Raw genomic sequence first — 24,825 nt, 5'->3', positions numbered from 1 at the left:
CTATGCTGTGTAATCGTGTCCGGGGCCAGCGCCTCGCGAGCACGCCGCCTTAGCTCAGTCGGTAGAGCGTCTCACTCGTAATGAGAAGGTCGTCGGTTCGATTCCGACAGGCGGCTCCGCATTTTCCCCCGTGGTGTAGCCGCGAGTGCAGCCATCGCCCCCAGGCCTCGTCGATCCCGGCCGGTTACCCTTGTTCGGATGACCGACACCCCGCCCCGCCGCCGACCGCGCGCCCTCGTCGTCGCGGCGGCCGCCGTCGCCGTGCTGCTGGGCGTCGGAGCGTTCGGCGCCGGGACCGCCATCGGCCGCACGGCGACTCCTGTCGCAGCACCCTCGACTTCCGCGCCCGCGCCGACGACGACACCGCCCGCCGCGCGGCCCGCCGGCACCGAGACCGCCGAGGCGCTGCGCACCTGCTCCGTCGCCGGGCTCGCCGCGGATCCGCGCCTCGGCTCGATGCAGGCGCGGGTCGTCGACGCAGCGACCGGCGAGGTGCTCTTCGACCGCGGCGGCACGACCGCCTCGCGCACCGCCTCCGCGCTCAAGATCCTCACCGCCGCCTCCGCGCTCGCCGTCCTCGGCCCGGACACCCGCATCGCCACGACCGTCGTCGCAGGTGACGCGCCCGGCAGCGTCGTGCTGGTCGGCGGGGGCGACCTCACGCTCAGCCGGCTGCCGAGCGGTCAGGAGTCGGTCTACGCCGGTGCCGCGCACCTCGACGACCTCGCCACGCAGGTCGAGGCCGCCTGGGACGCCGACCCGGCGACCGCGGGCACCGCGATCTCGTCCGTCGTGCTCGACGCCTCGCTCTACTCCGGCGACACGTGGCAGCCGAGCTGGAACCGCAAGGAGCAGACCGACGGCTACATGCCCGAGATCACCGCCCTGCAGGTCGACGGCGACCGGGCGGATCCGACCGCCGCCACCTCCCGCCGCGGCGAGGACCCGATCGGCCGGGCGGGCGACGCCTTCGTGGACGAGCTGTCCGGCTCGCCGACCGTGAGCACCGGTACCGCGACGGCGGGCGCGCGGGTGCTCGGCACCGTCGAGTCCGCCCCGGTGAGCACCCTCGTGCAGCAGATGCTGCTCGTCTCGGACAACGCGATCGCCGAGATGCTCGCGCGGCTGGTCGCGATCCGGAGGGGCTCCGGCAACGACTTCGGCGCCGAGCAGGCGGGCGTCCTCCAGGGCCTCGCCGGCTACGGAGTGGACACGGCCGGCATCACGATCGTCGACGGCTCGGGACTCAGCGACGACAACGCGGTGGCACCGGCGTACTTCACGAGCCTGCTGCGGAAGATCCAGGCCCGGGAGGGGCAGCTCGGCATCCTGCTTGACGGCCTCCCGGTCTCGGGGCGCACGGGCTCGCTCTCCTACGCCGACCGCTTCGCCGGCGACAACGCGGTGGCCGACGGCGCCGTCCGCGCGAAGACCGGCTGGATCGACACCGGCTACACGCTCGCCGGCGTCGTCGACGCCCAGGACGGCACCGCGCTCACCTTCGCCGTGTACGCGCTCGGCGACGTCTCCGACTCGGCGAAGCCCGCCATCGACACGCTCGTCACCGGCGTCTACCGCTGCGGCGGCGCGCTCTCCGACTCCTGACCGCACCGCCCGCACCGCTCCCGCTCCCGCTCCGAGAGGACCACCATGACCACGGCACTCCTGATCGTCGACGTGCAGAACGACTTCACCGAGGAGGGCGCCCTCGCCGTCGCCGGCGGCACCCGTGTCGCCGAGGGGATCACCGCGCACCTCGCCGCGAGCGCCGGCCGCTACACGACGGTGCTCGCCTCGCGCGACTGGCACGACGGCGACTCCGACAACGGCGGGCACTTCGCCCCAGAGCCCGACTTCGTCGACACCTGGCCGGTGCACTGCGTGGCGGGGACGGCCGGCGCGGAGTACCACCCGGCCCTCGCTGTCGACGCGGTCGACGTGCACATCCGCAAGGGCCAGGGCCGGCCGTCCTACTCGGCCTTCGAGGGGACGGCGGACGACGGCGCGCCGGTTCCGGCGCTGCTCGAGCGCCTGGGCGTGACCGAGCTCGACGTGGTGGGGCTCGCCACCGACTACTGCGTGCGGGCCTCGGCCCTCGATGCGCGCGCGGCCGGCCTGGAGGTGCGCGTGCTCTCCGACCTCGTCGCCGGGGTCTCGCCCGAGGCGAGCGCCGCGGCGCTGCGCGAGCTGGCCGAGGCGGGTGTGCGTGTCGAGGCGTCCTCCACCGTGCTTCCCTCCTCCACTGTGCTTCCCTCCTCCACAGGGGCCGGTCCGTCCACAGGGGTGACCGGCTCCTGAGGTGCGTCCGGGGGCGGTCGTAGACTGAGAAGCATCGTCGTGCGGGGTCCGCGCGACTCGATCCGCACAGGAAGAGTGTTCTCGTGAGTGATTCCGTCGTTCGAAGCGCCGCCGAGGCGGCCCTGCTCGCCCGCGTCCCGTCGCAGCTGCTCATCGGCGGCGCCTGGGTCGACGGCTCGGGCGGCGGCACGATCGACGTCGAGGATCCGGCCACCGGCGAGGTGATCCGCACCATCGCCGACGCGACTCCGGAGGACGGCCTGCGGGCGCTCGACGCCGCCGTCGAGGCGGGGCCGGCCTGGTCCGCGACCGCACCCCGGAAGCGCGCGGAGATCCTCCGCCGCGCCTTCGACCTGCTGCAGGAGCGCAAGGACGACTTCGCCCTGCTGATGACGCTGGAGATGGGCAAGCCGTTCGCCGAGGCGCTCGGCGAGGTCGCCTACGGGGGAGAGTTCCTCCGCTGGTTCAGCGAGGAGGCGGTGCGCATCTCGGGCCGCTACGGCGTGAACCCGGAGGGCACGGGGCGGATGATCGTCTCGCAGCACCCGATCGGTCCGTGCTACCTGATCACCCCGTGGAACTTCCCGCTCGCGATGGCGACCCGCAAGATCGCCCCGGCCCTCGCCGCCGGCTGCACCGTCGTGGTGAAGCCCGCCGAGCTGACGCCGCTGACGACGCTCGCCTTCGCCGCCCTGCTCGCGGAGGCGGGGGTGCCGGACGGCGTCGTCAACGTGGTCACCACCTCCTCGGCCGGCGCGGTGTCGGAGCCGATCCTGTCGGACCCGCGGCTGCGCAAGCTCTCCTTCACCGGCTCGACGCCGGTCGGGCGGACGCTGCTGCAGCAGGCGGCCGAGGGCGTCCTGCGCACCTCGATGGAGCTCGGCGGCAACGCGCCGTTCGTCGTCTTCGAGGACGCCGATCTCGACCGCGCGGTCGAGGGCGCGATGCTGGCGAAGTTCCGCAACATCGGGCAGGCCTGCACGGCCGCGAACCGCTTCTTCGTGCACGAGTCGATCGCCGAGGAGTTCGCGGCCCGCGTCACGGAGCGCGTCCGCGCGCTGACCGTCGGCCGCGGCACCGAGGCGGGCATCACGATCGGTCCGCTGATCGACGACCGCGCAGTCGAGAAGGCGGCCTCGCTGGTTGAGGACGCTGTCGAGCGCGGCGCCGAGGTCCGCGTCGGCGGGCACGGCATCGACGGAGCGGGGCACTTCTACGAGCCGACGGTGCTCGCGGGGGTCGCGGCCGGCAGCGAGATCCTGCGCACCGAGATCTTCGGCCCGGTCCTCGCGATCGTGCCGTTCCGCGACGAGGACGAGGCGGTCGCTCTCGCCAACGACACCGAGTTCGGGCTGGTCTCGTACGTCTTCACCCGCGATCTCGCCCGCGGCCAGCGGATGATCGAGCGGCTCGCCACCGGGATGATGGGGCTGAACGTCGGCGTCGTCTCGAACGCCGCGGCACCGTTCGGCGGCGTCAAGCAGTCGGGGCTCGGCCGCGAGGGCGGGCTCGAGGGCATCCACGAGTACCTCAGCACCAAGTACACGCTCACCCCCGACCCCTTCGCCTGATCCGTGGAGCTGATCGAGGTCCGCTCTCTCGAGGACCCGCGGCTGCGCGACTACGCGCACGCCACGGACGTCGCGCTGAAGAACGCCCGCGGCCCGCACGGGCTCTATCTCGCGGAGTCGGCGCTGGTGCTCGAGCGGGCGCTCGCCGCCGGCCACCGGCCGCGCTCGGTGCTCTCGCTCGGCGGCTCGGTCGAGGAGGCCGAGCGGTTGCTCGGCGACCGGGACGTGCCGGTCTTCACCGGACCCGGTGAGCTGCTGGCCGAGCTGACCGGCTACACGCTGCACCGCGGTTTGATCGCCGCGCTGGACCGGCCGGTGCTGGCCGACCCCGCGGAGCTGCTCGCCGGCGCGCGCCGCGTGGTCGTGCTCGAGAACGTGGTCGACCCGACGAACGTCGGCGCGATCTTCCGCTCGGTCGGCGCGATCGGCGCCGACGCCGTGCTGGTGACGCCGCGCTGCTCCGACCCCTTCTACCGCCGGGCGATCCGCGTCAGCATGGGCACGGTGCTCCAGGTGCCGTGGACGCGGGTGGGCGACTGGCCGAGCACGCGCGCGCTGCTGCACGGGGCCGGCTTCACGATCGCCGCGATGGCGCTGACCCCGGAGGCGGTGCCGCTGCGCGACTTCGCGGCGGCCGCCCCGGAGCGGGTCGCGCTCGTGCTCGGCACCGAGGGGGAGGGGCTCACCGCGGAGGCGCTGGCCGCCGCGGACGTCGCGGTGCAGATCCCGATGCGGCACGGGATCGACTCGCTGAACGTCGCGGCGGCGAGTGCGGTCGCGATGTGGGCGCTCGCGGCGCCCTGACCCCCCGTCAGGGCCGCGGCCCGTCGTTCCGCGCACCCCGGACGCCCCGGTCCGAGCGCCTGCGCTACGCTCGCCACCAACCCGGCCGGCACCGCTCCTCCGGCGCCGTGCCGTCCTCCGCCGTCATCCACTCCCGAGGTCGTCCATGCCCGAGCGCTCCCGGCTCCGAGCCGCCCGCCTGCCGTCGGCCGTCGCGGCCGTGCTGCTGCTGCTGGCCCCGCTCGCGGGCTGCGCGCTGGACCCGGCCGAGGTGCCCGACTCCGGTGCCACGCCCGCGCGGACGATCCGCGCGACCGAGCCGACGCCCGTCGCGACCGGAGCGGTGACCGAGGGTGATGAGGTCTCCCAGCTGATCACCCGGTGCCTCGCGCGCTACGGCCTGAACGAGCGGCCCGCCGCCCCGGACGGCTCCCTGAGCGAGTCGGAGTGGCTGGCCGCGCAGGAGGCGATCGCCGACTACGACCGCACCCTCACCGACTGCTCCGCCGAGGCGCTCTCCACCGACGCGCCCGCCCCGACGATCGCGCCCTGATGCGGGTCGAGGACTGCGCGGCGCTGGTCTCCGGGGGAGCCTCGGGGCTCGGAGCCGCGACGGCGCGGGCCCTCGCCGAGGCAGGAGCGCGGGTCGTCGTCCTCGACCTGCCGGCGGCGCTCGACAGCGCCGACCTGCCGGAGTCGGTCCTGCGGATCCAGGGCGACGTCCTCGACGCCGACGCGGTCCAGCGGGCCGTGACGGCCGCCGAGGGGCTGCGGATCGCGGTGACCTGCGCCGGCGTCGCGACGCCGGGCCGGCTCCTCGGTCGCGACGGGCCGCTGGCGCTCGACGCCTTCGAGCGGGTCCTCCGGATCAACACCGTCGGCACGCTGAACGTCCTGCGGCTCGCGGCGGCCGTCATCGCCGAGGGCGAGCCGATCGACGGCGAGCGCGGGGTCCTGATCACCACGGCGTCGATCGCCGCCTTCGAGGGGCAGATCGGCCAGGCCGCCTACGCCGCGTCGAAGGGTGCCGTGGCCGCGTTGACCCTGCCGCTCGCGCGCGAGCTCGCCTCCGCGCTGATCCGCGTCGTCTCGATCGCACCCGGCACCTTCGACACCCCGCTGCTCGCAGGTCTGCCGGAGGCGGCGCGCGCCGCCCTCGGCGAGGCGGTACCGCACCCGGCCCGGCTCGGCCGGCCGTCGGAGTTCGCCGCGCTCGTGCGCCACGTGATCGAGAACCCGATGCTCAACGGCGAGGTGATCCGCCTCGACGGCGCGCTGCGGATGCCGCCGCGCTGACCGGGCGGGGGCCGCGCTCAGACCAGCAATTGGTGCTTGGCCAGGTCGCGGTAGAGCGGCGTCGACTCGACGAGCTCGGAGTGCGTGCCGATCCCGACGACCTCGCCCTTCTGCAGCACCACGATCTGGTCGGAGTCGACGACCGTCGAGAGGCGGTGCGCGATGACGAGCAGCGTGCGGTTCTCGGCCACGGCGTCGATCGCGAGGCGCAGGCGCTGCTCGTTGAGCCCGTCCAGGCTCGAGGTCGACTCGTCGAGCAGCAGGATCGGCGGGGCCGCGAGGAGCGCGCGCCCGATGGCGAGGCGCTGGCGCTCGCCGCCCGAGAGCATGACGCCGCTCTCGCCGACGGGGGCGTTCAGGCCGAGCGGGTTGCGCTCGAGCACGTCGGTGAGGTTCACGGCCTCGAGCACCCGCAGGCAGTCCTCGTCGGAGGCGTCGGGGCGGCCGAGCACGAGGTTCTCGCGGAGAGTGCCGGCCAGCACCGGCGCGTCCTGCTCGACGTAGCCGATCTGGGCGCGGAGTGCGTCGCGGTCGATGGCGGTGATGTCGACGCCGCCGAGCCGGACCACGCCGGCCTCGGGGTCGTAGAAGCGCTCGATCAGCGCGAGGATCGTGCTCTTGCCGGCGCCGGACGGGCCGACCAGGGCGGTGCGCTTGCCGCGCGGGACGGTGAAGGAGACGCCGCGCAGGACGGTGCGGTCGCGGGCGTCCTCGTCGGCGTCGAGGGCCTTCGCGTCGTAGGAGAAGACGACGTCGTCGAACGCGATCGCGGAGTCCGCGACGCCCGGGCCGAGGCCGCCGCCGTCGCGCTCGCCGTCGCCCTCGATCGGCAGGTCGATGATCTCCTGGATCCGGCCGAGCGCGCCGAGCGCCGAGTTGACCGAGGTGATCGCGCCGATGAAGTTGCCCAGCGGCATCACCATCATGAAGAGGAAGAGGATGAACGACACCAGCTGGGCGATGTCGATCGCCCCGGAGGCGACGCGATAGCCGCCGACGCCCAGCACGGCGAGGAAGGCGACCTGCATCGCGATCCCGGCGACCGGGACGACGAGCGCGGAGATGTGGGCGACGCGGATGCCGAGGCGATAGGCCTCGGTCGCGTGGGTGTCGACGACGGCGATCTCGCGGTCGGTCGCGCCGGCGGCGCGGATGGTGCGGACGGCGCTGATCGCGCGCTCGACGGCGGCGGCGAGGTCGCCGACCTTCTCCTGCGCCTTGCGGCTCGCGACGCGGATGCCGCGACCGAGGGTCAGCGCAGCGCCGAGCGCGACGGCGACGACGACCACGATGATCAGCAGCAGCACCCAGTCGATGATCGCCATCGCGACGATCGCGCCGACGAAGAGCAGCGAGCCCGCGATCGAGTCGACGAGGCCCTGGGTGAGCACGGCGCGCAGCAGCGTGGAGTCGGAGCCGACGCGGGAGACGAGGTCGCCGGTGCGGCGGGCGTCGAACTCGCGGATCGGCAGGCGGAGCAGCCGCGCGACGAGCCGGCGGCGGCTGGAGAGGACGATCCCCTCGCCGGTGCGCTGGAGCAGGTAGTGCGCGAAGCCGGAGATGAGGCCGGAGGCGACGACGAGCACGAGGAGCGCCCAGACCAGCGGGCCGAGGTCGAGACCGTCCTGCACGCGGGTGATGACCTGGCCGACGACGAGCGGCTGCGCGAGGCTGGCGGCGGCACCGAACAGGCTGAGCACCACCACGACCGAGAGGATGCCGCGGTGCTCGAGCAGGTAGGGGACGAGCTGCGAGAAGGAGGCGCGGGGTCCGTCGTCCTTGCCGCGGCGGGGCCGCCGTCCGCCGCGCGTGCTCTCCGTGGTGCTGCTCATCGCTCGTTCGTCCTCGCTCATGCCCTGCCGTACTTCTTGTGGACCGCCGTCCATCTTGCCCCTTCGTGGCTGCGAACCGGCCCCCGATCGGGACGGGACGCCATGCTGATCGAGTAGCCCGCGGAGCGGGCGGATCGAGATGCACCGGCGTCAGAACGCGAGTCTGCGGACCGGCCCTGCTGACCACGGTGGGTCTCGATACGCCCCTGCGGGGCTACTCGACCAGCATGAGAAGGGTCGACCAGCATGAAAAGGGTCGACCGGCATGAAGGGCCGCCGCCGCGTCCTGTCGCACGGGCCCGGAGACGGGTCCGGCCCGCCGGGGGAACCGACGGGCCGGACGTACAGGGCAGGAGCGTCCTACGACACGTTGTCGTGGTACGCCGTGTGCTGCGTCTCCTTCGAGAGCAGCAGAGCGATCAGCGTCAGCACCGCCGCGGCACTGAGGTAGAGGCCCACCAGCAGCGTGCTGCCGCCGGCCGACTGCCAGAGCGCCACCGCGATGATCGGCGCGAGCGCCGCTCCGAGGATCGACGCCAGGTTGTACGACATCGCCGAGCCGGTGTAGCGGACGTTGGTCGGGAACAGCTCGGGCAGGACGGCGCCCATCGGGCCGAAGGTGAGGCCCATCAGCGTGAAGCCGAGGATCAGCACCGCCATCACGCCGGCGAAGCCGCCGCTGAACAGCGGGACGAAGAGCAGGCCGAAGACGAGGATCGCCGAGGTGACGACGAGCAGCGTGCGGCGGCGGCCGAACTTCTCGGCCAGCGGGCCGGAGACGAGCGTGAAGATCCCGAAGAAGACGACGCCGACGATCAGCATGATCAGGAAGTCGTTGCGGCTGTAGCCCAGGCCCGGGGTCGCCGCGTCGGAGGGCGTGGTGCCGTAGGTCAGCGTGAACGTGGTCATCAGGTAGAAGAGCACGTAGGTCGCCAGCATGATGAACGTGCCGAGGATGAGCGGGCGCCAGCTCGTCTTGAAGACGCGGGCGAGCGGCAGCTTGGCCACCTCGCCGTTGTCGACGACCTTCTGGAACGCGGGGGTCTCGACGAGCTTGAGGCGCACGTAGAGGCCGACGATCACCAGCACGGCGCTCGCGAGGAACGGCACGCGCCAGCCCCAGGCCGCGAAGGTCTCATCGCTCATCGTGCTCGCGAGCACGAGGAAGAGCACGTTCGCGACGATGAAGCCGATCGGGGCGCCGAGCTGGGGGAACGTGCCGTAGATGGCGCGCTTGTTCGCGGGGGCGTTCTCGGTCGCGAGGAGGGCGGCGCCGGACCACTCGCCGCCCAGGCCGAGGCCCTGGCAGAAGCGCATCACGACGAGCAGGAACGGAGCGAGGAACTCCCAGCCCGGCGTGAGGGCGGTCGGCAGGCAGCCGATCAGGAAGGTCGCGATGCCCATCGTGAGCAGCGAGGCGACGAGGGTCCCCTTGCGGCCGACGCGGTCGCCGAAGTGGCCGAAGATGATCGACCCGATCGGGCGGGCGATGAAGGCGACGCCGAAGACCGCGAAGGAGGCGAGGAGGGCGACCGCCGGGTCCTCGTTGACGAAGAAGAGCGACGGGAAGACCAGGACGGCGGCCGTCGCGTAGGCGTAGAAGTCGTAGAACTCGATCGAGGTGCCGATGAGGCTCGCCAGGATGACCCGGCCCCGGGAGTTCTGCGGGGCGGCGGCGGGAGCGTCGGCTGCGGTACGGGAAGAAGACATGGAAGAGGGCTGCTCCGGTGGAGGGGTCTCCCGGTGCCGGCGGGGGCGGCGTCGATCGGGCGCTGCGGGCCGCGGGGGCCGAGGGGGAGGGAGGGTAGGGCCGCTCGTGACGACCCGTCCACTTTACTCCGGGTCTTCTCAGCAAGAGCGCCTCTCCGCGAAGTGCGCCGACGCCCCCGACAAGGGGGGCGTCGGCGCTCGGGGTCGCGGCTAGCCGCGCAGCTCGCGGAGGACGAGCGCGGTCGCGATCGCCGCCTCCGCCGCCTCGCGGCCCTTGTCCTCCTTCGAGCCGGGCAGGCCGGCGCGGTCGATGCCCTGCTGCTCGGTGTCGAGGGTGAGCACGCCGAAGCCGACCGGCTTGCCGGTCTGGATCGAGACGTTCGTCAGGCCCGAGGTCGCCGCGTCCGAGACGTACTCGAAGTGCGGGGTGCCGCCGCGGATGATGACGCCGAGGGCGACCACCGCGTCGGCGCCGGCCTCGAGGGCGGCCTTCGCGGCCACCGGCAGCTCGAACGAGCCCGGGACGCGCACGAGCGACCAGGAGGCGCCGGACTCGTCGAGCGCGGCCTTCGCGCCGGCGATCAGCCCGTCGCTGATCTGCTGGTGCCAGGTCCCCGCGACGACGACGACGCGGAGGCCGCTCCCGTCGACGGGGGATGTGGTGGGGGCGCCGCTACCGGCCATGGCTTACTCCTTCGGTGTCGCGCCGGAGGGTCCGGCGTCGAGGGGGTCGAGTCCGACGAGGGGGTCGAGATCGCTGAAGTGGCCCATCCGGTCGCGCTTGGTCGCGAGGTAGCCCTGGTTGAAGGCGCCGACACCGGCGACCAGCGGCACGCGCTCGGACACGGTGATGCCGCGGTCGGTGAGCTGGCGCACCTTCTCCGGGTTGTTGGTGAGCAGGCGGACGTCGGTGACGCCGAGGTCCTCGAGGATGCCGACGGCGGCGCCGTAGTCGCGGGCGTCGGCGGGCAGGCCGAGGGCGAGGTTGGCGTCGAGGGTGTCGAGCCCGTCCTCCTGGAGGCGGTAGGCGCGGAGCTTGTTGATCAGGCCGATGCCGCGGCCCTCGTGCCCGCGGAGGTAGATCACGACGCCGCCGTCGCGCTGGATCGTGTCGAGCGCGGCGTCGAGCTGCGGTCCGCACTCGCACTTCAGCGAGCCGAAGGCCTCGCCGGTGAGGCACTCGGAGTGCACCCGCACGAGCGTGCCGTGACCGTCGCCGATGTCGCCCGCCACGACGGCGACGTGGTCGGCGCCGGTCTGGCGGTCGCGGTAGGCGCGCAGCCGGAACGGCCCGTGCGTGGTCGGCACGGTCGTCTCGACCTCGAAGATCACCCGCGGGGTGTCCCGGGCGGGCTCCACGCTCGAGGCGTCCAGCTCGGCGTGGTGCTCCTCGAGGTAGGCGATCAGGGCGGCCACCGTGGTCACCGGCACGCCCTCGCGCTCGCCGAGGGCGATCAGGCCGGGGAGGCGCATCATCTCGCCGTCCTCGGCCACGATCTCCGAGATGGCGCCGACGGGCTCGAGCCCGGCGAGCTTCATCAGGTCGACCGCCGCCTCCGTGTGCCCGTCGCGCTCGCGCACGCCGCCCTCGACGGCGCGCAGCGGCAGGATGTGGCCGGGCCGATGCAGTCGCGCCGGAGTCGCCTCCGGGTCGGCCAGCACGCGGAGCGTGTGCGCGCGATCGGAGGCGCTGATGCCGGTGGAGAGGCGGTCGGCGGCGTCGACCGAGATCGTGTACGCGGTGCCGCGCGGGTCCTCGTTGTCGACGACCATCAGCGGCAGATCCAGGCGGTCGGCGATCTCGTTCGTCATCGGCGCGCAGATGAAGCCGGAGGAGTGGCGCACCATCCAGGCGATCGTCTCCTGGCTGGCGAGCTGGGCCGAGACGATGACGTCGCCCTCGTTCTCGCGGCCCTCGTCGTCGGCGACGATGATCGGCCGGCCGGCGCGGAGGGCCGCGACGGCCTCGGGGATCGTGGCGAGGCTCATGCTCGGCCTCCTTCGTCGGCGGCGGACCGCAGCGCGAGCATCCGCTCGACGTGGCGGGCGAGGATGTCGGTCTCGATGTTGACGCGGTCGCCCACGGCGCGGGCGCCGAGGGTGGTGGCGGCCAGGGTCTCGGGGATGAGCGAGACCTCGAACCACTGCTCCGGCTCGGTGGCGGGGCTGATCGCCGAGACCGTCAGCGAGACGCCGTCGACCGCGATCGAGCCCTTGTCGGTGACGAGCGGGGCGGCCTCGGCGGGGAGGGAGAAGCGCAGCACGCGCCAGGCGTCGCCGGGCGTGACCGCGAGCAGCGTCGCGGTGCCGTCGATGTGGCCCTGGACGATGTGGCCGCCGAGGCGGTCGCCGACCAGCGCCGCGCGCTCCAGGTTGACGGGGTCGCCGACCGCGACGCCGTCGAGCGTGGACATCCGCAGGGTCTGCGCCATCACATCGGCGGTGAAGCCGTCCGCCGACTGGTCGACGACGGTGAGGCAGACGCCCGAGACCGCGATGGAGTCGCCGTGCCGGGCGCCCTCGACGGCCAGGGGGCCGCGCACGGTCAGGCGGATCGCGTCGGTCCCTGCCGAGACGGCCGTGACGACGCCGACCTCCTCGATGATTCCGGTGAACATCAGGACTCCTTCTGCGGGGCGGGCTGCCGGCGGGCGGGGGAGCCCGGCCGGGCGGTGACGAGGAGGTCGCCGCCGAGGACCTCGACAGAGCGGAGATCGAGGCGGTGCGCGCCGGCGATGCTCGCGACGCCGAGGTCGTCGAGGGCGAGCCGCGGGCCGCCGAGCAGCGCCGGGGCGAGGTAGACCAAGAACTCGTCGACGAGTCCGCCGGCGACGAGGGCGGAGGCCAGAGTCGGGCCGCCCTCGACGTAGACGTGGCGGATCTCGGCGTCGTAGAGGCGGTCGAGGACCGCCGCGAGGTCGTGCGTGCGCTCGAGGACCGGGGGGCGCGGGTGCTCGAGGACGCGGGCGCCGGCGGGGACGCCGCGCTCGCCGACGACGACGGGCAGCGGCTGCTCGGCGAGGAGCTCGCCGGCGTCGCCGCGGGCGGTGAGGCTCGGGTCGTCGGCGAGGACCGTGCCGGTGCCGACGAGGATCGCGTCCGCGGCGGCGCGCTGCTCGTGCACGCGCTGCCGGGCCGCGGCGCCGGTGATCCAGCGGCTGCTGCCGTCGGCGGCGGCGGTGCGGCCGTCGAGCGTGGACGCCCACTTGAGGGTCACCCAGGGGCGGCGGCGGCGGGTCGCGGCGAGCCAGACGTGCAGGAACTCCTCCGCCTCCTCGGCGAGGACGCCCTCGATCACCTCGACGCCGGCCGCGCGCAGGGTGTCGCCGCCGCCGGCCGAGCGGTCGCCGGGGTCGCCGACGGCGTAGACCACGCGGGCGACGCCGGCGTCGATCAGGGCCCGGCTGCAGGGGCCGGTGCGGCCGGTGTGGTTGCAGGGCTCGAGGGAGACGACGGCGGTGGCGCCGGTCGCGGCGCCCGGGGCGAGGGCGGAGAGGGCGTCGACCTCGGCGTGAGCGGTGCCGGCGCCGTGGTGCCAGCCCTCGGCGAGGACGGTGCCGTCGGGCGCGAGGAGGACGCAGCCGACGCGCGGATTCACGCCGCGCGAGGGGCCGCGCTCGGCGAGGGCCAGCGCCCTGCGCATCGCGTGCTCGAAGTCGATCGTCATTCCCGGTTCCGTTCGTCGCCGAACTCCGGGGTGCGAGCGGCGGTGCGCGGGCACCGTCGTTCAGCGCCGCGCTCGCGCGCGACGCTCGTGCTGCCTCCCATCCGGACTTTCACCGTCGGTCCCGGAATTCCACCAGGTCAACCGCCTCCCACCGAAGTGGTCAGCGGCTCGCGGACTGTCACCGCCGGTTCGGACTCTCACCGACCCCGGAGCACGTTGTATCCCCGCCAGCCTACTCACCGCGGCTGGGAGCGGGGTCTCGCGGCGTCATGCTCGCCGGCGGCGGGGTCTCGATACGCGCTCCGCGCTACTCGACCAGCATGGCTCGCTCATGCTGATCGAGTAGCCCTCGGAGAGGGCGTATCGAGATCCAGGGTCGTCCGGTGGGTGGGTCTCGATACGCGCTCCGCGCTACTCGACCAGCATGGGCCGCTCATGCTGATCGAGTAGCCCTCGGAGAGGGCGTATCGAGATCCAGGGTCGTCCGGAGGGCGGGTCTCGATACGCCGCTCCGCGGCTACTCGACCAGCATGCCGCCGAACGGGTCAGGACTGGTCGGCGGCGGCGACGTGCTCGGCGTGCGCGCCGTGCTCGTCGTAGTGGTCGCCGTGCAGGGCGTGGCGGTGGGTGCCGTGCGCGTAGTCGACGTGGTCGTCGTGCTGGACGGTGGTGTGGCCGCAGCCGTCGCCGTGCTGGTGCTCGGTGAGGTCGTGCTCGGCGTGGAGGTCGGTGCTGCTCATGGTGCTGCCTTTCGAGGAACGCGGCCACCGGTCGGCGGCCAGGACCAGTGGACCAGATCCATAAACGCATCGCAATACATTCGGGCAATCGAGAGTGATGATCATCCGCAGCAGCGGGCTACCCTCGAGGCGATGGACGAGGACAGGTACGGGCAGGACGTGCTCGCCGGGAACTGGCGGGCGAAGAACACGGTCGAGGTCGCGGTGGTCGAGGCCGAGCGCGATCTCGTGGTCGAGGAGGTCGCCTCCGGATTCGTCGGCGCCGTCGTCGGCGTGGAGCTGCGGATGGTGAAGCTCGAGGACCGCTTCGGCAAGGTCCGCGTCTTCCCGATCGGCCCCGGCTTCCTCATCGACGGCAAGCCGGTGTCGCTCAAGGCGCCCGGCCTCAAGCGCGACGCGAACCTCGGCCGGGCGCGCTCCGCCTCCGGCTCCTTCCACGTCGCGGACGCGAAGGCGCGCGTCGCGCTGCCGAGCCGCATCTACGTCGAGGGCCGCCACGACGCCGAGCTGGTGGAGAAGGTCTGGGGGCACGACCTGCGGATCGAGGGCGTGGTCGTCGAGTACATCGAGGGCGTCGACAACCTCGACGAGCTTGTCCGCGCCTTCGCCCCCGGGCCGGGACGGCGGATCGGCGTGCTCGTCGACCACCTCGTCCGCGGGTCGAAGGAGTCGCGGATCGCCGACGCGGTCGCCGCCGGCCCGCACGGCGCGCACGTCCTCGTCGTCGGCCATCCCTTCGTCGACGTCTGGCAGGCGGTCAAGCCGGCCCGCGTCGGCCTCGCGCGCTGGCCCGACGTCCCGCGCTCGATCGAGTGGAAGAAGGGCATCTGCCAGGCGCTCGGCTGGCCGCACGACGAGCAGGCCGACATCGCGCGCGCCTGGCAGCGCATCCTCGGGCAGGTCCGGACCTTCAAGGACCTGGAGCCCGCGCTGCTCGGCCGGGTCGAGCAGCTGATCGACTTCGTGACGGAGCCGGCGTGACCCGCCGCGCCGGGCTCGGCCTGGCGGTGGACGTCCTCCTGGTCGCGGTCTTCGTGCTGATCGGGCGGCGGACGCACGACGGCGACTCGGTGCTCGAGGGCTTCCTCGTGACGCTCTGGCCCTTCCTCGCGGCGCTGCTGCTGGGCTGGGTGATCGCGCGCGCCTGGCGGACGCCGGATCGCATCCTCGTCTCCGGGCTCGTGGTCTGGGTCGTGACGGTGGCCGGCGGGATGCTGCTGCGGGTGCTCTCCGGGCAGGGCGTGCAGCTGAGCTTCGTGGTCGTCACGACGATCGTGCTCGGGGTGTTCCTGCTCGGGCGCCGCGCGCTCAGCCGGCGGATCGGGCGACGGCGCGCATAGGGCCGGGGGTCCGCCTCAGCCGAGGATCCGCACGCCGAAGTGCTCGGCGAACAGCGGCAGCATCAGGCTGAGCTGCAGCTCCGTGAGCGCGACGCCTCGGAGCCCGTCGAGACCGCCGAGCACGTGCAGCTCGGCGCCGCGCAGGTCGAGGTCCTGGATCTTCGCGCCGGGCAGCTCCAGCGAGCGGACGTCGCAGTCGGTGAAGGCCACTCGCGAACCGGTGGCCCCGCCCAGGTCGAGCTCGTCGATCGTGCAGCGCTCGAAGAGGACGTCGCGCAGGGTCGCTCCGCGCAGGTTGACGTAGCCGAGCTTGCAGTCCGTGATGCGGACCTGCTCGAAGGTGCTCTCGTAGAGCTCGGCCGAGCCGAGCCGGGAGGAGGCGAGCTCGATCGAGCGCCAGCGGCTGCGGGGCGCGGACAGCCCCGGCACGTCCAGCCGCTCGAGCCGCGATTCCACGAGGGAGGCGGCCCGCAGCTGCGCCCGCTCGAGGACCACGCCGTCGAGCACGCACTCGCTGAAGGACGCGGCCGTCAGGTCGGCGCCGGTGAGGTCGACGCCGTCGAAGCGGAGGCCCTCCGCGTGCTCCCGGGCGCCGGTGTCGCCGGCGTAGCCCTCCGCGAGGCCGGCGAGGAGGAGCGGATCGAAACGGGGAGCGGGGAGGGCGGCGCGCACCCGGCGAGCCTACGCGGCGAGCACCTGCGCACCGCCCACCGGCGAGCCTCTGCGCGCGAGCGGGGCCCGGCGGTGAGAGCATGACCGCATGCCCCGACTCCTCGCCGTCTGCCGCGTCGACCGCCTGCTCCCGGACCCGGGCCTGGTCGGCGTGACCGCCATCGACAAGCGCCCCGTCGAGGGGCCGGTCGTCATCCGCGATCTCGGCGTCTACGCCGACGTGCAGGCCGACCGCGCGCACCACGGCGGCGAGGCGAAGGCCCTCTACGCCTACGCCCGCGAGGACGCCGAGTGGTGGGCGGAGCGGCTCGGCTACGAGATGCCCCCCGGACGGTTCGGCGAGAACCTGCGCGTCGAGGGGCTCGATCTCACCGGCGCCGTGATCGGCGAGCGGTGGCGGATCGGCGAGAAGGTCGAGGTCGAGGTGACGATGCCGCGGACGCCGTGCGCGACCTTCCAGCGCGTGCTCGGCGAGCCGCACTGGGTCAAGCGCTTCGCCGACGAGGGGCGCACCGGCGCCTACCTGCGGGTCCTGCACCGGGGGAGCATCGAGGCCGGCGACGCGATCGAGCTGCTCTCGCGCCCGGAGCGCGCCGTGCCGCTGCGCCGCTGGTTCGTCGAGCGCCGCGCGGACGACGCGCAGACCCTCCTCGACGCCGAGGCCGCGGGCGAGCTGCGCCTCGCCGCCGACCTGCGCCCGTACGTCGAGCGCGCCCTCGCCTGACCCGCGGGCTGCTGAACCGGCCCCAGCCTGCTGATCGAGCAGCCCAGTGCGGGCGTCGATCCGGCACGAATGGTCGTCTCCGAATGCGAGAGGGGACCGTTCGTGACGGATCGACTGGCGCGGTCGGGGTGTGGAGAACAGGCGGGTCTGTGAAGAGCGGTTCTCAGGGGTCCGCGTGCGGCACGGTGGCGGGATGCCGCAGCCGTCCCGTCTTCCCGCCGAGCTCCTCGGGCGGCCGTTCACCGTCGCCGAGGCCGCTCGCGTCGGTCTCGCCCGGGGTCGCCTGCGCAGCGGCGATCTGACGGCGCCGTTCCACGGCGTGCGGGTCGAGGGCGTCGATCCGGACCTCGAGATCCGCGCGCGGGCGCTCCTCGCCCTGCTCGGGCCGGGAGCGGTCCTCAGCCATCTGACCGCGGCGAGACTCTGGCCGCTGGAGCTCCCGCGCGCCCTGCCGGGTGAGCCGCTGCACGTCAGCGTGCGCGCGCCGGCTCGGGCGGCACGGCGTCCGGGAGTGGCCGGGCACGCGGTCTCCGATGCGCGGGTACGGCGCGTCGTCCGGCACGGCTTGCCGATGACCGACGGGGCGTCGCTCTTCTGCCATCTGGGCACGCTGCTCGAGCTCGACGATCTCGTGGCGGCGGGCGACGCGCTCGTGCGGACGCCGCACCGCGGAGATCCGGAGGATCCGCGCCCCTGGGTGCCGCTGGGGGAGCTCCGCGAGCGAGTGGCGTGGTTCTGCGGGCGCGGGGCAGCGCGGCTGCGCGAGGCGGTCGCGCTGGTGCGCGACGGCGCCGAGTCGCGGCCGGAGACGCGCTTCCGGCTCGCGTCGGTGCGGGCAGGACTTCCGGAGCCGCAGCTCCAGGTGCCGCTGTTCACGCCGGCGGGTGTCTTCGTCGGGCGGCCCGACGGCTGGTACGAGCGGGAGCGGGTGTCCTGGGAGTACGAGGGCGACGGACACCGCACGAGCAACCGCCAGTTCGCGCGCGACGTCGGCCGCTACGACGACTTCCTCGCGATCGGTGTGCACCCGGTGCGCATCGTCGCGGCCGAGTTCCTGCCGCACCCCGAGCGCTCGGTCGAGCGGCTGCGCCGGGCCCTCGCGGATCGAGCGCGCCCGTGAGCGCGGGTCTCGATACGCCGCGGCGCGGCTGCTCGACCGGCAGGGTGCGGCCGCTGCGGAGGCACTCGACCAGCAGGGAGGGGCCCTGGCGCAGGAAACTCCGGGAGGATGGGGGGATGACTGCGACGCTGCTCGAACGGATGCCGACGCCCGACGCCGACGGGCGCGTCGACGACGACGCGGTGTACCTGGCGTTCACGGAGTGGGCCGAGGCGCGCGGGCTGCCGCTGTACCCGGCGCAGGACGAGTCGATGATCGAGATCTCGTCGGGGGCGAACCTGATCCTGTCGACGCCGACCGGCACCGGGAAGTCGCTGGTCGCGATCGGGGCGCACGCCGCCGCGCTGGCGAACGGCCGGCGCAGCTACTACACCGCGCCGATCAAGGCGCTCGTCTCGGAGAAGTTCTTCGCGCTGGTCGACGTCTTCGGCGCCGCGAACGTCGGCATGGTGACCGGCGACTCCTCGGTGAACCCGGACGCGCCGATCATCTGCTGCACGGCCGAGATCCTCGCCAACCTGGCACTCCGGCACGGCGCCGAGACGGACGTCGACCAGGTCGTGATGGACGAGTTCCACTTCTACGCCGACCCGTCCCGCGGCTGGGCCTGGCAGGTGCCGCTGCTGACGCTGCCGCACGTGCAGTTCGTGCTGATGTCGGCGACGCTTGGCGACGTGACGGCGCTCGCCGCGGACCTCACCCGGCGGACGGGGCGCGAGACCGCGACGGTCACCGGGGTCGAGCGGCCGGTGCCGCTGCACTTCTTCTACGAGATCGCGCCGATCCACGACTCGATCGAGGAGCTGCTCTCGACGAACCAGGCGCCGGTCTACATCGTGCACTTCTCCCAGGCCGCCGCGCTCGAGCGCGCGCAGGCGCTGACCAGCGCGAACATCGCCACCCGCGAGCACCGCGACCGCATCGCGGAGGTGATCGGCGGCTTCCGCTTCACGACTGCGTTCGGCAAGACCCTCTCGCGCCTGCTCCGGCTCGGGATCGGCGTGCACCACGCGGGCATGCTGCCGAAGTACCGCCGCCTGGTCGAGCAGCTGGCCCAGCAGGGCATGCTGCGGGTGATCTGCGGCACGGACACCCTCGGCGTCGGCATCAACGTGCCGATCCGGACGGTGCTGCTCAGCGCACTGACCAAGTACGACGGCGTGAAGAGCCGCCAGCTCTCGGCCCGCGAGTTCCACCAGATCGCCGGGCGGGCCGGCCGCGCGGGCTACGACACCGCGGGCACCGTGGTGGTGCAGGCGCCCGAGCACGAGTCGGAGAACCGCAAGGCGCTCGACAAGATGGGCGACGACCCGAAGAAGCGGCGCAAGTGGGTCGGCAAGCGCGCGCCGCAGGGCTTCGTCAGCTGGGGCGAGCCGAGCTTCCGCAAGCTCGTCGACGCCGAGCCCGAGACGCTCACCTCGCACATGACGATCACCTCGGCGATGCTGCTCAACGTGATCGCGCGCGGCGGCGACGTCTTCGCGAACGTGCACGCGCTGATCTTCGACAACCACGAGCCGTGGAAGCGGCAGCTGCAGCTGGCCCGCCGGGCGCTGGGCATCTACCGCACGCTCCGCACCGCGGAGGTCGTCGAGCAGATCGTCGACGCCGACGGCGTGGTCCGCATCCGGCTGACCGTCGACCTGCAGCCGAACTTCGCGCTCAACCAGCCCCTCTCGCCGTTCGCGCTCGCCGTGTTCGACGTGCTCGACCCGGAGTCGCCGACCTTCGCGCTGGACGTGATCTCGGTGCTCGAGGCGACGCTCGACGACCCGCGGCAGATCCTCGGCGCCCAGCAGTTCCAGGCCCGGGGCGATGCGGTCGCCGCGATGAAGGCGGACGGCATCGAGTACGAGGAGCGGATGGAGCTGCTCGAGAGCGTCACGCACCCGAAGCCACTCCAGGAGCTGCTCGAGGCGACCTTCGAGACCTACACCGCCGTGCAGCCCTGGGTGCGCGACTTCGAGCTCTCGCCCAAGTCGGTGGTGCGCGACATGTACGAGCGCGCGATGTCGTTCGGCGAGTACTGCGCGTTCTACAAGCTCTCCCGCTCGGAGGGGCTGGTGCTGCGCTACCTCTCCGACGCGTTCCGGGCCGCCCGGCAGACCATCCCGGACGAGATCAAGAACGAGGAGCTGCACGATCTGATCGAGTGGCTCGGCGAGCTGGTGCGCCAGGTCGACTCCTCGCTGGTCGACGAGTGGGAGGAGCTGGTCAACCCGGCCCTGCACGCCGCCGACCAGGCGATCGTGCCGCCCGCGCCGCGCCGGCTGACCGCGAACCAGCGCGCCTTCCGGGTGCTGGTGCGCAACGAGCTGTTCCGGCGGGTCACGCTCGCGGCGCTGGACGACCACGAGGCGCTCGGCGAGCTGGACGCGGCGGCCGGCTTCGACGCTGACGCCTGGGGAGAGGCGCTCGACGACTACTACGACGAGCACGACTCGATCGGGATCGGGCCGGACGCCCGCGGTCCGAAGATGCTGCTCGTCACCGAGACGCCGACCCAGTGGCGGGTGCGGCAGATCCTCGACGATCCGGCCGGCGATCACGACTGGGGGATCTCCGCCACGGTCGATCTCGCGGAGTCGGACGAGGCGGGCGCCGCGGTCGTGCGGGTCACCGCGGTCGGGCGGCTCGACGGCGCGAGCTGACGGCGCAAACCGACGGGCGGCGCGCGGCCGAACGCCGCGAGCCGCCACCGCGGACCGACGCCGCGCGCCGCACGTCGCGTTTTCCGCGACACATCGAGCCCGCATACTGGTTCGCGTGGCAACGGGATCAGGGGACGCGCTCGTCGCGCGCGAGCGGCTCGCCTGGATCGACACGACCCGCGGCCTCGGCGTCCTCGCGGTCGTCCTCTTCCACGTCCTGATCTGGAGCTTCGCCACCGTCGCGGATCCGGGATCCTCGGTCGCCGCGCTCTGGGACCAGGTCGGGGGCTCGCTCGGGCGCATCCGGATGCCGATCCTCTTCGCGCTGGCGGGGCTTCTCGCGCAGTCCGGCCTGCTGCGCGGCTGGCGTCGCGGCTCCGCGCGGGTGCGGCTCGTCTCGAACTACTACCTCTACGCGGTGTGGGTCGTGCTCTACGCCGTGTTCTTCGCCCTGCTCGCGCGCCCCGACTTCCCGCACTCGATCGACTCGCTCGACCGCGTCCTCCTGCAGTTCGTCTTCCCGACGACCACGCTCTGGTTCCTCTTCGCGCTCGCGCTCTACCCGCTCGTGCTGGTGCTGCTGCGGGCGCTGCGGGTGCCGTGGTGGGGGATCCTGCTGCTCGGCACCGCCGCCTGGTTCCTCGCGACGAACCTGCGGGTGATCCTCTTCGGCGACGCGCTGCTGGCCAACTTCGTCTTCTTCGCGCTCGGCGTCCTCGGGGCGGAGCAGCTGCGCCGCTTCTCGCGGCCGGGTGTGCTGGTGCTGCTCGTGCCGCTCGGGGTGTTCCTGGTGGCGGTCGTGGGTGGGCGCGTCGTCGACGGGGCAGCCGGGCAGATCGCGGGCTTCGTGGTGAGCGCGAGCGCGATCCCGCTCGCCGTGGCCTGCGCGGCTCTGCTCTGCCGCTGGGCGCCGGCGGCGCGGGTCGGCTCGGCGATCGGACGGCGGACGCTGCCGATCTACCTGCTGCAGGTGCCGCTGCTCGGGCTGTGGTCTCTCGTCGCGAACCCGGACGCCGCCTGGCTGACGGGGCTGCTCGAGAAGCCGGTGGCGGCGCTGCTCTACCCGCTGGTGCTCACGGCGGCGATCGTCGCGCTCTCGCTCGGGATCCGCCGGGTGCTGGCGCTGATCCCGGGGGATCCGCTCTTCACGGTGCCGGCGCCGCTCGTCGCGCTGACGCGTCCGGCGCGGGCCGGGCGGCACGCGGGCTGAGCGCCGGCAGCCGCGCGCTCAGGCGCCCGCCCGGTGAGGCGATCAGGTGGTCGGACGGTCGGTGCTCAGCCGGCCGGGTGCTCAGCCGGTCAGGCCCAGATCTGGGCCAGGTACTCGCTCGTCACCTGCGGGCTGCGCTCGTGCACGTCGTCGGCGCTCCACTCGAGGATCGACTCGTCGATGATCCACTCGCCCTCCTTCGGTGCCGCGCCGCTGGTCTCGTAGCCGGCGGTCGAGTTCGTCACCGACGCCCAGGTCGCGGCGCCCATCGGCCCGATGAAGGTGCTGTCGAGCGCCGAGCAGCCGAACTCGACGCCGGGGCCGTTGGAGGCGCCGAAGCTGCCGTCCTGGTCGGCCTCGTCCGGCACCGGGAAGACCCGCTTCACGACGTCCGCTCCCACGACCAGGCAGTGCTGGTAGCGCACGTTCTCGGCCGAGCCGATCTGGAACGCGGTGTTCGTCGAGGCGAAGTCGATGCAGTCGATGCTCGTGATGTCGCCGTAGTAGTTGCCGCCCTGGCCGGAGAACTGCACGGTGTCGGTGTGCGCGCCGGAGCCCTTCTCCTTGTACGCGGGGGCGGTGTAGCAGCCGATGCGGAAGATGTGGCGGAGGCCGCCCGCGCCGTCGGTGGGGGTGCGCATGCTCGAGACGTCCTCGTCGCGGAGCTGGGCGTCCGGGACGACCACCTCGACGAGCTCGACGTTCTCGGTGAAGTCGGTGCCGTCGACGCCGTAGACGTTGTAGGCGTTGGTGGTGATCCGCGCGAAGGCCGAGCTGCTGCAGCCGGAGGCGAGGAAGGCGCCGTTGGTGACGATGCCGACGAGCGCGACGTTGTAGACGCGGAGCAGGCGCCAGGAGTTGGCGGTGGTGACCGTGCCCCAGCCGTCGCGCGGGTAGACGAGGACGCGGGTGTCGCGATCGAGCGTGCCGATGTCCTGCATCATCGGGGACGAGCTCGAGCCGGCGCCGCCGCCGGGCAGCTCGCCCGGCGCGACGAGGATGCGGACGGTGTCGGCGGGGCCCGCGGTGTCGAGCGCCGTGGTGATGGCCTCGCTGATCGCCGACCAGGAGCACTCCACCTCGACCTCGAGGTCGACGTCACCGGTGAACCACGGGGTCCGCGAGGGCCAGTGGGTGCCGTTCGGGCCGAAGGAGGGCGTCGGAGTCGGGACGCCGGCCAGCAGGTCGAGCTCGGCGGCCGGGGTGCCCGGCTCGCCGGAGACGCCGGGCTGGTCGGGCTGCAGGGCGCGATAGGCGGCGTAGCCGCCGCCGCCGAGGGCGACGAGGCCGAGGCCGGCGCCGACCGCGCCGAGCACGACGGCTCGACGGGAGGGCCGCTTCGGCGGGAGCTCGTGGAACTGCGACGCGTCGAAGGGAGGCTTCGCGGAGGAGGGCGAGGAGGAGTCGGCCAAGGGTGTCCAAACCGTCAGTGGGCGGTGCCGGAGGCGGCACGCCTCGGGTCCGGCGCGCCACGCTGTGCCGTGAGCGCAGCCGTCGGGACGTCGGCACGCTCGACACGCACCCTAGCAGCCGGGGTCGACGGGACTCCTGGGAGGGGGGTGCCGGGCGGGGCGGGTGCTGTCGGCGGGTGGGTCTCGATACGCCGCTGCGCGGCTACTCGACCAGCATGCAAGCGGGGCGGCGCGGCAGCTCGACCAGTATGAAGCGGGCGTGCGGCTGCTCGACCAGCATGACGGGCCGTTCCGGGCGGTGCGCTGCATGCTGATCGAGCAGCCCGCGGAGCGGGCGTATCGAGATCCACCAGCGTCAGAACGGGAGTCTGCAGACCTGCCCTGCTGAGGAGGGTGGGTCTCGATACGCCGCTGCGCGGCTACTCGACCAGCATGCAGGCGGGCGTCTCTTCCAAGGCGACCGGGGTCAGCGGCCGCGGGCCTCGCGCTTGCGCATCTGGGCGGCGATGTCGGCCTCGGTGATCTCCTTCTTCGCCGGGCCCCAGAGGGCGGCGGCCTGGCTGGCCACCCCGATGCCGATGCCGAGCATCGGCCAGATCGGCCAGAAGTAGCCGTCGGCGCCGGTCGCGAACCAGACGCCGGTGCTGATCGCGGAGACGGTCATCCAGCCGCCGACCGAGCCGGCGAAGTCGCGGCGGCGCTTGAGGTCCTTGACGGCCTGCGCCCGCTCGATGTCCTCGGGACGGGCGAGCTCGACCTCCGCCGGCTTCTCGGCGGCGTTCTCGGCGGGCGGCTGCGCTGCGGAGCCCCGCTCGACCCCGGTCGCCGACGGCTGATCGCGCCGGGCCGACGGGTCCGGGGACCCCCAGACGTTGTCGCTCATGACACCCCTCCGCTCGTTGCGCCCAGCCTACGCAGGCGGGCGGTCGAGGGCACGGCCCGCCTCAGGGGAGCTCGGGCTGGCAGTGCGGGCACCACCAGGTGCGCCGCTGCTCCGGGTCGTCGCGGACCTCGGCGCGGACGAGGACCGTGGTGCCGCAGCGCAGGCACGGCCGGCCGGCGCGGCCCGCGACCCAGTGCCGCTCGCCGCGGCGGGTGTCGCCGGTCGTGGTCTGGAACATCCCGGGCACCGTCACGGACGCGCGCAGGCCCCGGGCGGCGGTGGCGATCAGCGCGCGCACGTCGACGGTGCCGACGGGCCGCCAGGGGAAGAGTCCGCGGAGGAAGCAGACCTCGTTGGCCCAGAGGTTGCCGAGGCCCGCCATCAGGCGCTGATCGAGCAGGGCGGCGACGACCGGCCGCTCCGGTGTGCGGGAGAGGCGGGCGACGGCCTCCTCCGCGCTCCAGTCGGCGCGGAGCGGATCCGGCCCGAGGTGGCCGACCGCGCGTGCCTCGTCGCGGGTCGGCAGCAGCTCGACGACGGGGAGGTCGATGCCCCAGAGGGTGACCCCGTCGTCGAGTCGGAGCCGGACGCGGACGTCCTTCTGGACGGCCCGCGGGACGGCGCGGCCGGGCGAGGTGACCGTCCAGGAGCCCTGCATCCGCAGGTGCGTATGCAGGGTCAGGTCACCGGAGAAGCGGGTGAGCAGGTGCTTGCCGTGCGTGTCGTGCGTGTCGTGCTCGAGGATCCGCAGGCCCTCGAGCGAGCTGCCGGCCGCGTCGCCCGAGCGCAGCTCGCCGTCCGCCACGGTGCGGCCGTCCGCCGCCCGCCTCAGGCGGGCGGCGAGACGGTGGACGCTGTCTCCCTCGGGCATGCTCCGCACTCTAGGAGCCGGACCCGCGCGACGTCAGGGGTGGCG

The 24,825-nt window shown here is 73.4% G+C and carries 23 protein-coding genes, 1 tRNA gene and 1 riboswitch; of the genes, 13 read left to right on the top strand and 11 right to left on the bottom strand.

The window, feature by feature from the left end:
* Positions 1–43 precede the first annotated feature (43 nt).
* The 7 genes from MT351_RS11715 to MT351_RS11685 all read left to right on the top strand — a co-directional run bounded on the left by MT351_RS11715 (position 44) and on the right by MT351_RS11685 (position 5,948).
* Positions 44–116 (top strand) — tRNA-Thr (locus tag MT351_RS11715).
* Between the two features lie 82 nt (positions 117–198).
* Entirely contained in the window at positions 199–1,605 is a 1,407-nt protein-coding gene (gene dacB, locus MT351_RS11710; protein WP_243582257.1) for a D-alanyl-D-alanine carboxypeptidase/D-alanyl-D-alanine-endopeptidase, read from the top strand.
* A 45-nt stretch (positions 1,606–1,650) separates the two neighbouring features.
* Positions 1,651–2,298, top strand: coding sequence for an isochorismatase family protein (locus MT351_RS11705; protein ID WP_243582256.1), 648 nt, complete (start codon positions 1,651–1,653; stop codon positions 2,296–2,298).
* Positions 2,299–2,381: 83 nt separating this feature from the next.
* On the top strand, positions 2,382–3,869 hold the full coding sequence (locus MT351_RS11700; protein ID WP_243582255.1) for an NAD-dependent succinate-semialdehyde dehydrogenase: 1,488 nt from the start codon (positions 2,382–2,384) through the stop codon (positions 3,867–3,869).
* A 3-nt stretch (positions 3,870–3,872) separates the two neighbouring features.
* Positions 3,873–4,673 (top strand): RNA methyltransferase, encoded by an 801-nt coding sequence (locus MT351_RS11695; protein ID WP_243582254.1) that lies wholly within the window; start codon positions 3,873–3,875, stop codon positions 4,671–4,673.
* Positions 4,674–4,818: 145 nt separating this feature from the next.
* The gene (locus MT351_RS11690) at positions 4,819–5,205 is read left to right on the top strand and encodes a hypothetical protein (RefSeq protein ID WP_133963224.1); all 387 of its coding nucleotides are present in this window, start codon (positions 4,819–4,821) and stop codon (positions 5,203–5,205) included.
* On the top strand, positions 5,205–5,948 hold the full coding sequence (locus MT351_RS11685; protein WP_243582253.1) for an SDR family NAD(P)-dependent oxidoreductase: 744 nt from the start codon (positions 5,205–5,207) through the stop codon (positions 5,946–5,948). Before MT351_RS11690 ends, MT351_RS11685 begins: the two co-directional genes overlap by 1 nt.
* A gap of 17 nt (positions 5,949–5,965) precedes the next feature.
* Here MT351_RS11685 and MT351_RS11680 read toward each other — a convergent pair whose 3' ends face one another.
* The 7 genes from MT351_RS11680 to MT351_RS11650 form a co-directional block, all read right to left on the bottom strand.
* Positions 5,966–7,780, bottom strand: coding sequence for an ABC transporter ATP-binding protein (locus tag MT351_RS11680; protein ID WP_243582252.1), 1,815 nt, complete (start codon positions 7,778–7,780; stop codon positions 5,966–5,968).
* 360 nt (positions 7,781–8,140) lie between these two features.
* Positions 8,141–9,490, bottom strand: coding sequence for an MFS transporter (locus tag MT351_RS11675; protein WP_132437685.1), 1,350 nt, complete (start codon positions 9,488–9,490; stop codon positions 8,141–8,143).
* Positions 9,491–9,700: 210 nt separating this feature from the next.
* The gene (gene ribH, locus MT351_RS11670) at positions 9,701–10,174 is read right to left on the bottom strand and encodes a 6,7-dimethyl-8-ribityllumazine synthase (protein WP_123447670.1); all 474 of its coding nucleotides are present in this window, start codon (positions 10,172–10,174) and stop codon (positions 9,701–9,703) included.
* 3 nt (positions 10,175–10,177) lie between these two features.
* Entirely contained in the window at positions 10,178–11,479 is a 1,302-nt protein-coding gene (gene ribA / locus MT351_RS11665) for a GTP cyclohydrolase II (protein ID WP_243582251.1), read from the bottom strand.
* Positions 11,476–12,108, bottom strand: a complete 633-nt coding sequence (locus tag MT351_RS11660; protein WP_132437687.1) for a riboflavin synthase — start codon at positions 12,106–12,108, stop codon at positions 11,476–11,478. Before MT351_RS11660 ends, ribA begins: the two co-directional genes overlap by 4 nt.
* Positions 12,108–13,157 carry a bifunctional diaminohydroxyphosphoribosylaminopyrimidine deaminase/5-amino-6-(5-phosphoribosylamino)uracil reductase RibD gene (gene ribD / locus MT351_RS11655; RefSeq protein ID WP_243582250.1) on the bottom strand — a complete coding sequence of 350 codons (1,050 nt, stop codon included), beginning with the start codon at positions 13,155–13,157 and terminating at the stop codon, positions 12,108–12,110. The genes MT351_RS11660 and ribD overlap by 1 nt, the downstream gene beginning before the upstream one ends.
* Positions 13,158–13,241: 84 nt before the next feature.
* Positions 13,242–13,375, bottom strand: a riboswitch (FMN riboswitch).
* A gap of 327 nt (positions 13,376–13,702) precedes the next feature.
* Entirely contained in the window at positions 13,703–13,897 is a 195-nt protein-coding gene (locus tag MT351_RS11650; RefSeq protein WP_123447667.1) for a zinc transporter permease, read from the bottom strand.
* A gap of 132 nt (positions 13,898–14,029) precedes the next feature.
* Here MT351_RS11650 and MT351_RS11645 point away from each other — a divergent pair, with 132 nt between their 5' ends.
* Together MT351_RS11645 and MT351_RS11640 are read left to right on the top strand one after the other, a co-directional pair.
* On the top strand, positions 14,030–14,878 hold the full coding sequence (locus MT351_RS11645; protein ID WP_132437688.1) for a DUF3097 domain-containing protein: 849 nt from the start codon (positions 14,030–14,032) through the stop codon (positions 14,876–14,878).
* Entirely contained in the window at positions 14,875–15,237 is a 363-nt protein-coding gene (locus MT351_RS11640; RefSeq protein WP_132437689.1) for a DUF3054 domain-containing protein, read from the top strand. Before MT351_RS11645 ends, MT351_RS11640 begins: the two co-directional genes overlap by 4 nt.
* Positions 15,238–15,252: 15 nt before the next feature.
* Here MT351_RS11640 and MT351_RS20315 read toward each other — a convergent pair whose 3' ends face one another.
* Positions 15,253–15,909, bottom strand: a complete 657-nt coding sequence (locus MT351_RS20315) for a pentapeptide repeat-containing protein (RefSeq protein WP_132437690.1) — start codon at positions 15,907–15,909, stop codon at positions 15,253–15,255.
* A gap of 88 nt (positions 15,910–15,997) precedes the next feature.
* Here MT351_RS20315 and MT351_RS11630 point away from each other — a divergent pair, with 88 nt between their 5' ends.
* The 4 genes from MT351_RS11630 to MT351_RS11615 all read left to right on the top strand — a co-directional run bounded on the left by MT351_RS11630 (position 15,998) and on the right by MT351_RS11615 (position 21,614).
* Positions 15,998–16,633, top strand: coding sequence for an MOSC domain-containing protein (locus MT351_RS11630; RefSeq protein WP_123705180.1), 636 nt, complete (start codon positions 15,998–16,000; stop codon positions 16,631–16,633).
* A gap of 193 nt (positions 16,634–16,826) precedes the next feature.
* Positions 16,827–17,753, top strand: a complete 927-nt coding sequence (locus MT351_RS11625; protein ID WP_132437691.1) for a hypothetical protein — start codon at positions 16,827–16,829, stop codon at positions 17,751–17,753.
* A 116-nt stretch (positions 17,754–17,869) separates the two neighbouring features.
* Positions 17,870–20,404 carry an RNA helicase gene (locus MT351_RS11620; RefSeq protein WP_132437692.1) on the top strand — a complete coding sequence of 845 codons (2,535 nt, stop codon included), beginning with the start codon at positions 17,870–17,872 and terminating at the stop codon, positions 20,402–20,404.
* A 115-nt stretch (positions 20,405–20,519) separates the two neighbouring features.
* Complete coding sequence (locus MT351_RS11615) at positions 20,520–21,614, top strand: acyltransferase (protein WP_165909150.1); 1,095 nt, start codon at positions 20,520–20,522, stop codon at positions 21,612–21,614.
* 89 nt (positions 21,615–21,703) lie between these two features.
* Here MT351_RS11615 and MT351_RS11610 read toward each other — a convergent pair whose 3' ends face one another.
* From MT351_RS11610 to MT351_RS11600, 3 genes are all read right to left on the bottom strand, one after another.
* Positions 21,704–23,026 (bottom strand): hypothetical protein, encoded by a 1,323-nt coding sequence (locus tag MT351_RS11610; protein ID WP_165909151.1) that lies wholly within the window; start codon positions 23,024–23,026, stop codon positions 21,704–21,706.
* A gap of 466 nt (positions 23,027–23,492) precedes the next feature.
* Positions 23,493–23,909 carry a 2TM domain-containing protein gene (locus MT351_RS11605; RefSeq protein WP_132437696.1) on the bottom strand — a complete coding sequence of 139 codons (417 nt, stop codon included), beginning with the start codon at positions 23,907–23,909 and terminating at the stop codon, positions 23,493–23,495.
* 61 nt (positions 23,910–23,970) lie between these two features.
* A complete protein-coding gene (locus tag MT351_RS11600; protein WP_243582249.1) occupies positions 23,971–24,780 on the bottom strand; it encodes a DNA-formamidopyrimidine glycosylase family protein in 810 nt (269 codons plus the stop codon).
* Between the last annotated feature and the right edge of the window lie 45 nt (positions 24,781–24,825).

It is taken from the genome of Rathayibacter sp. VKM Ac-2926, assembly GCF_022815565.1.
Classification (GTDB): Bacteria; Actinomycetota; Actinomycetes; order Actinomycetales; family Microbacteriaceae; genus Rathayibacter; species Rathayibacter festucae.
The sequence above is the reverse complement of the archived record's forward strand: the minus strand, read 5'-3'. Positions and strand labels throughout refer to the sequence as shown.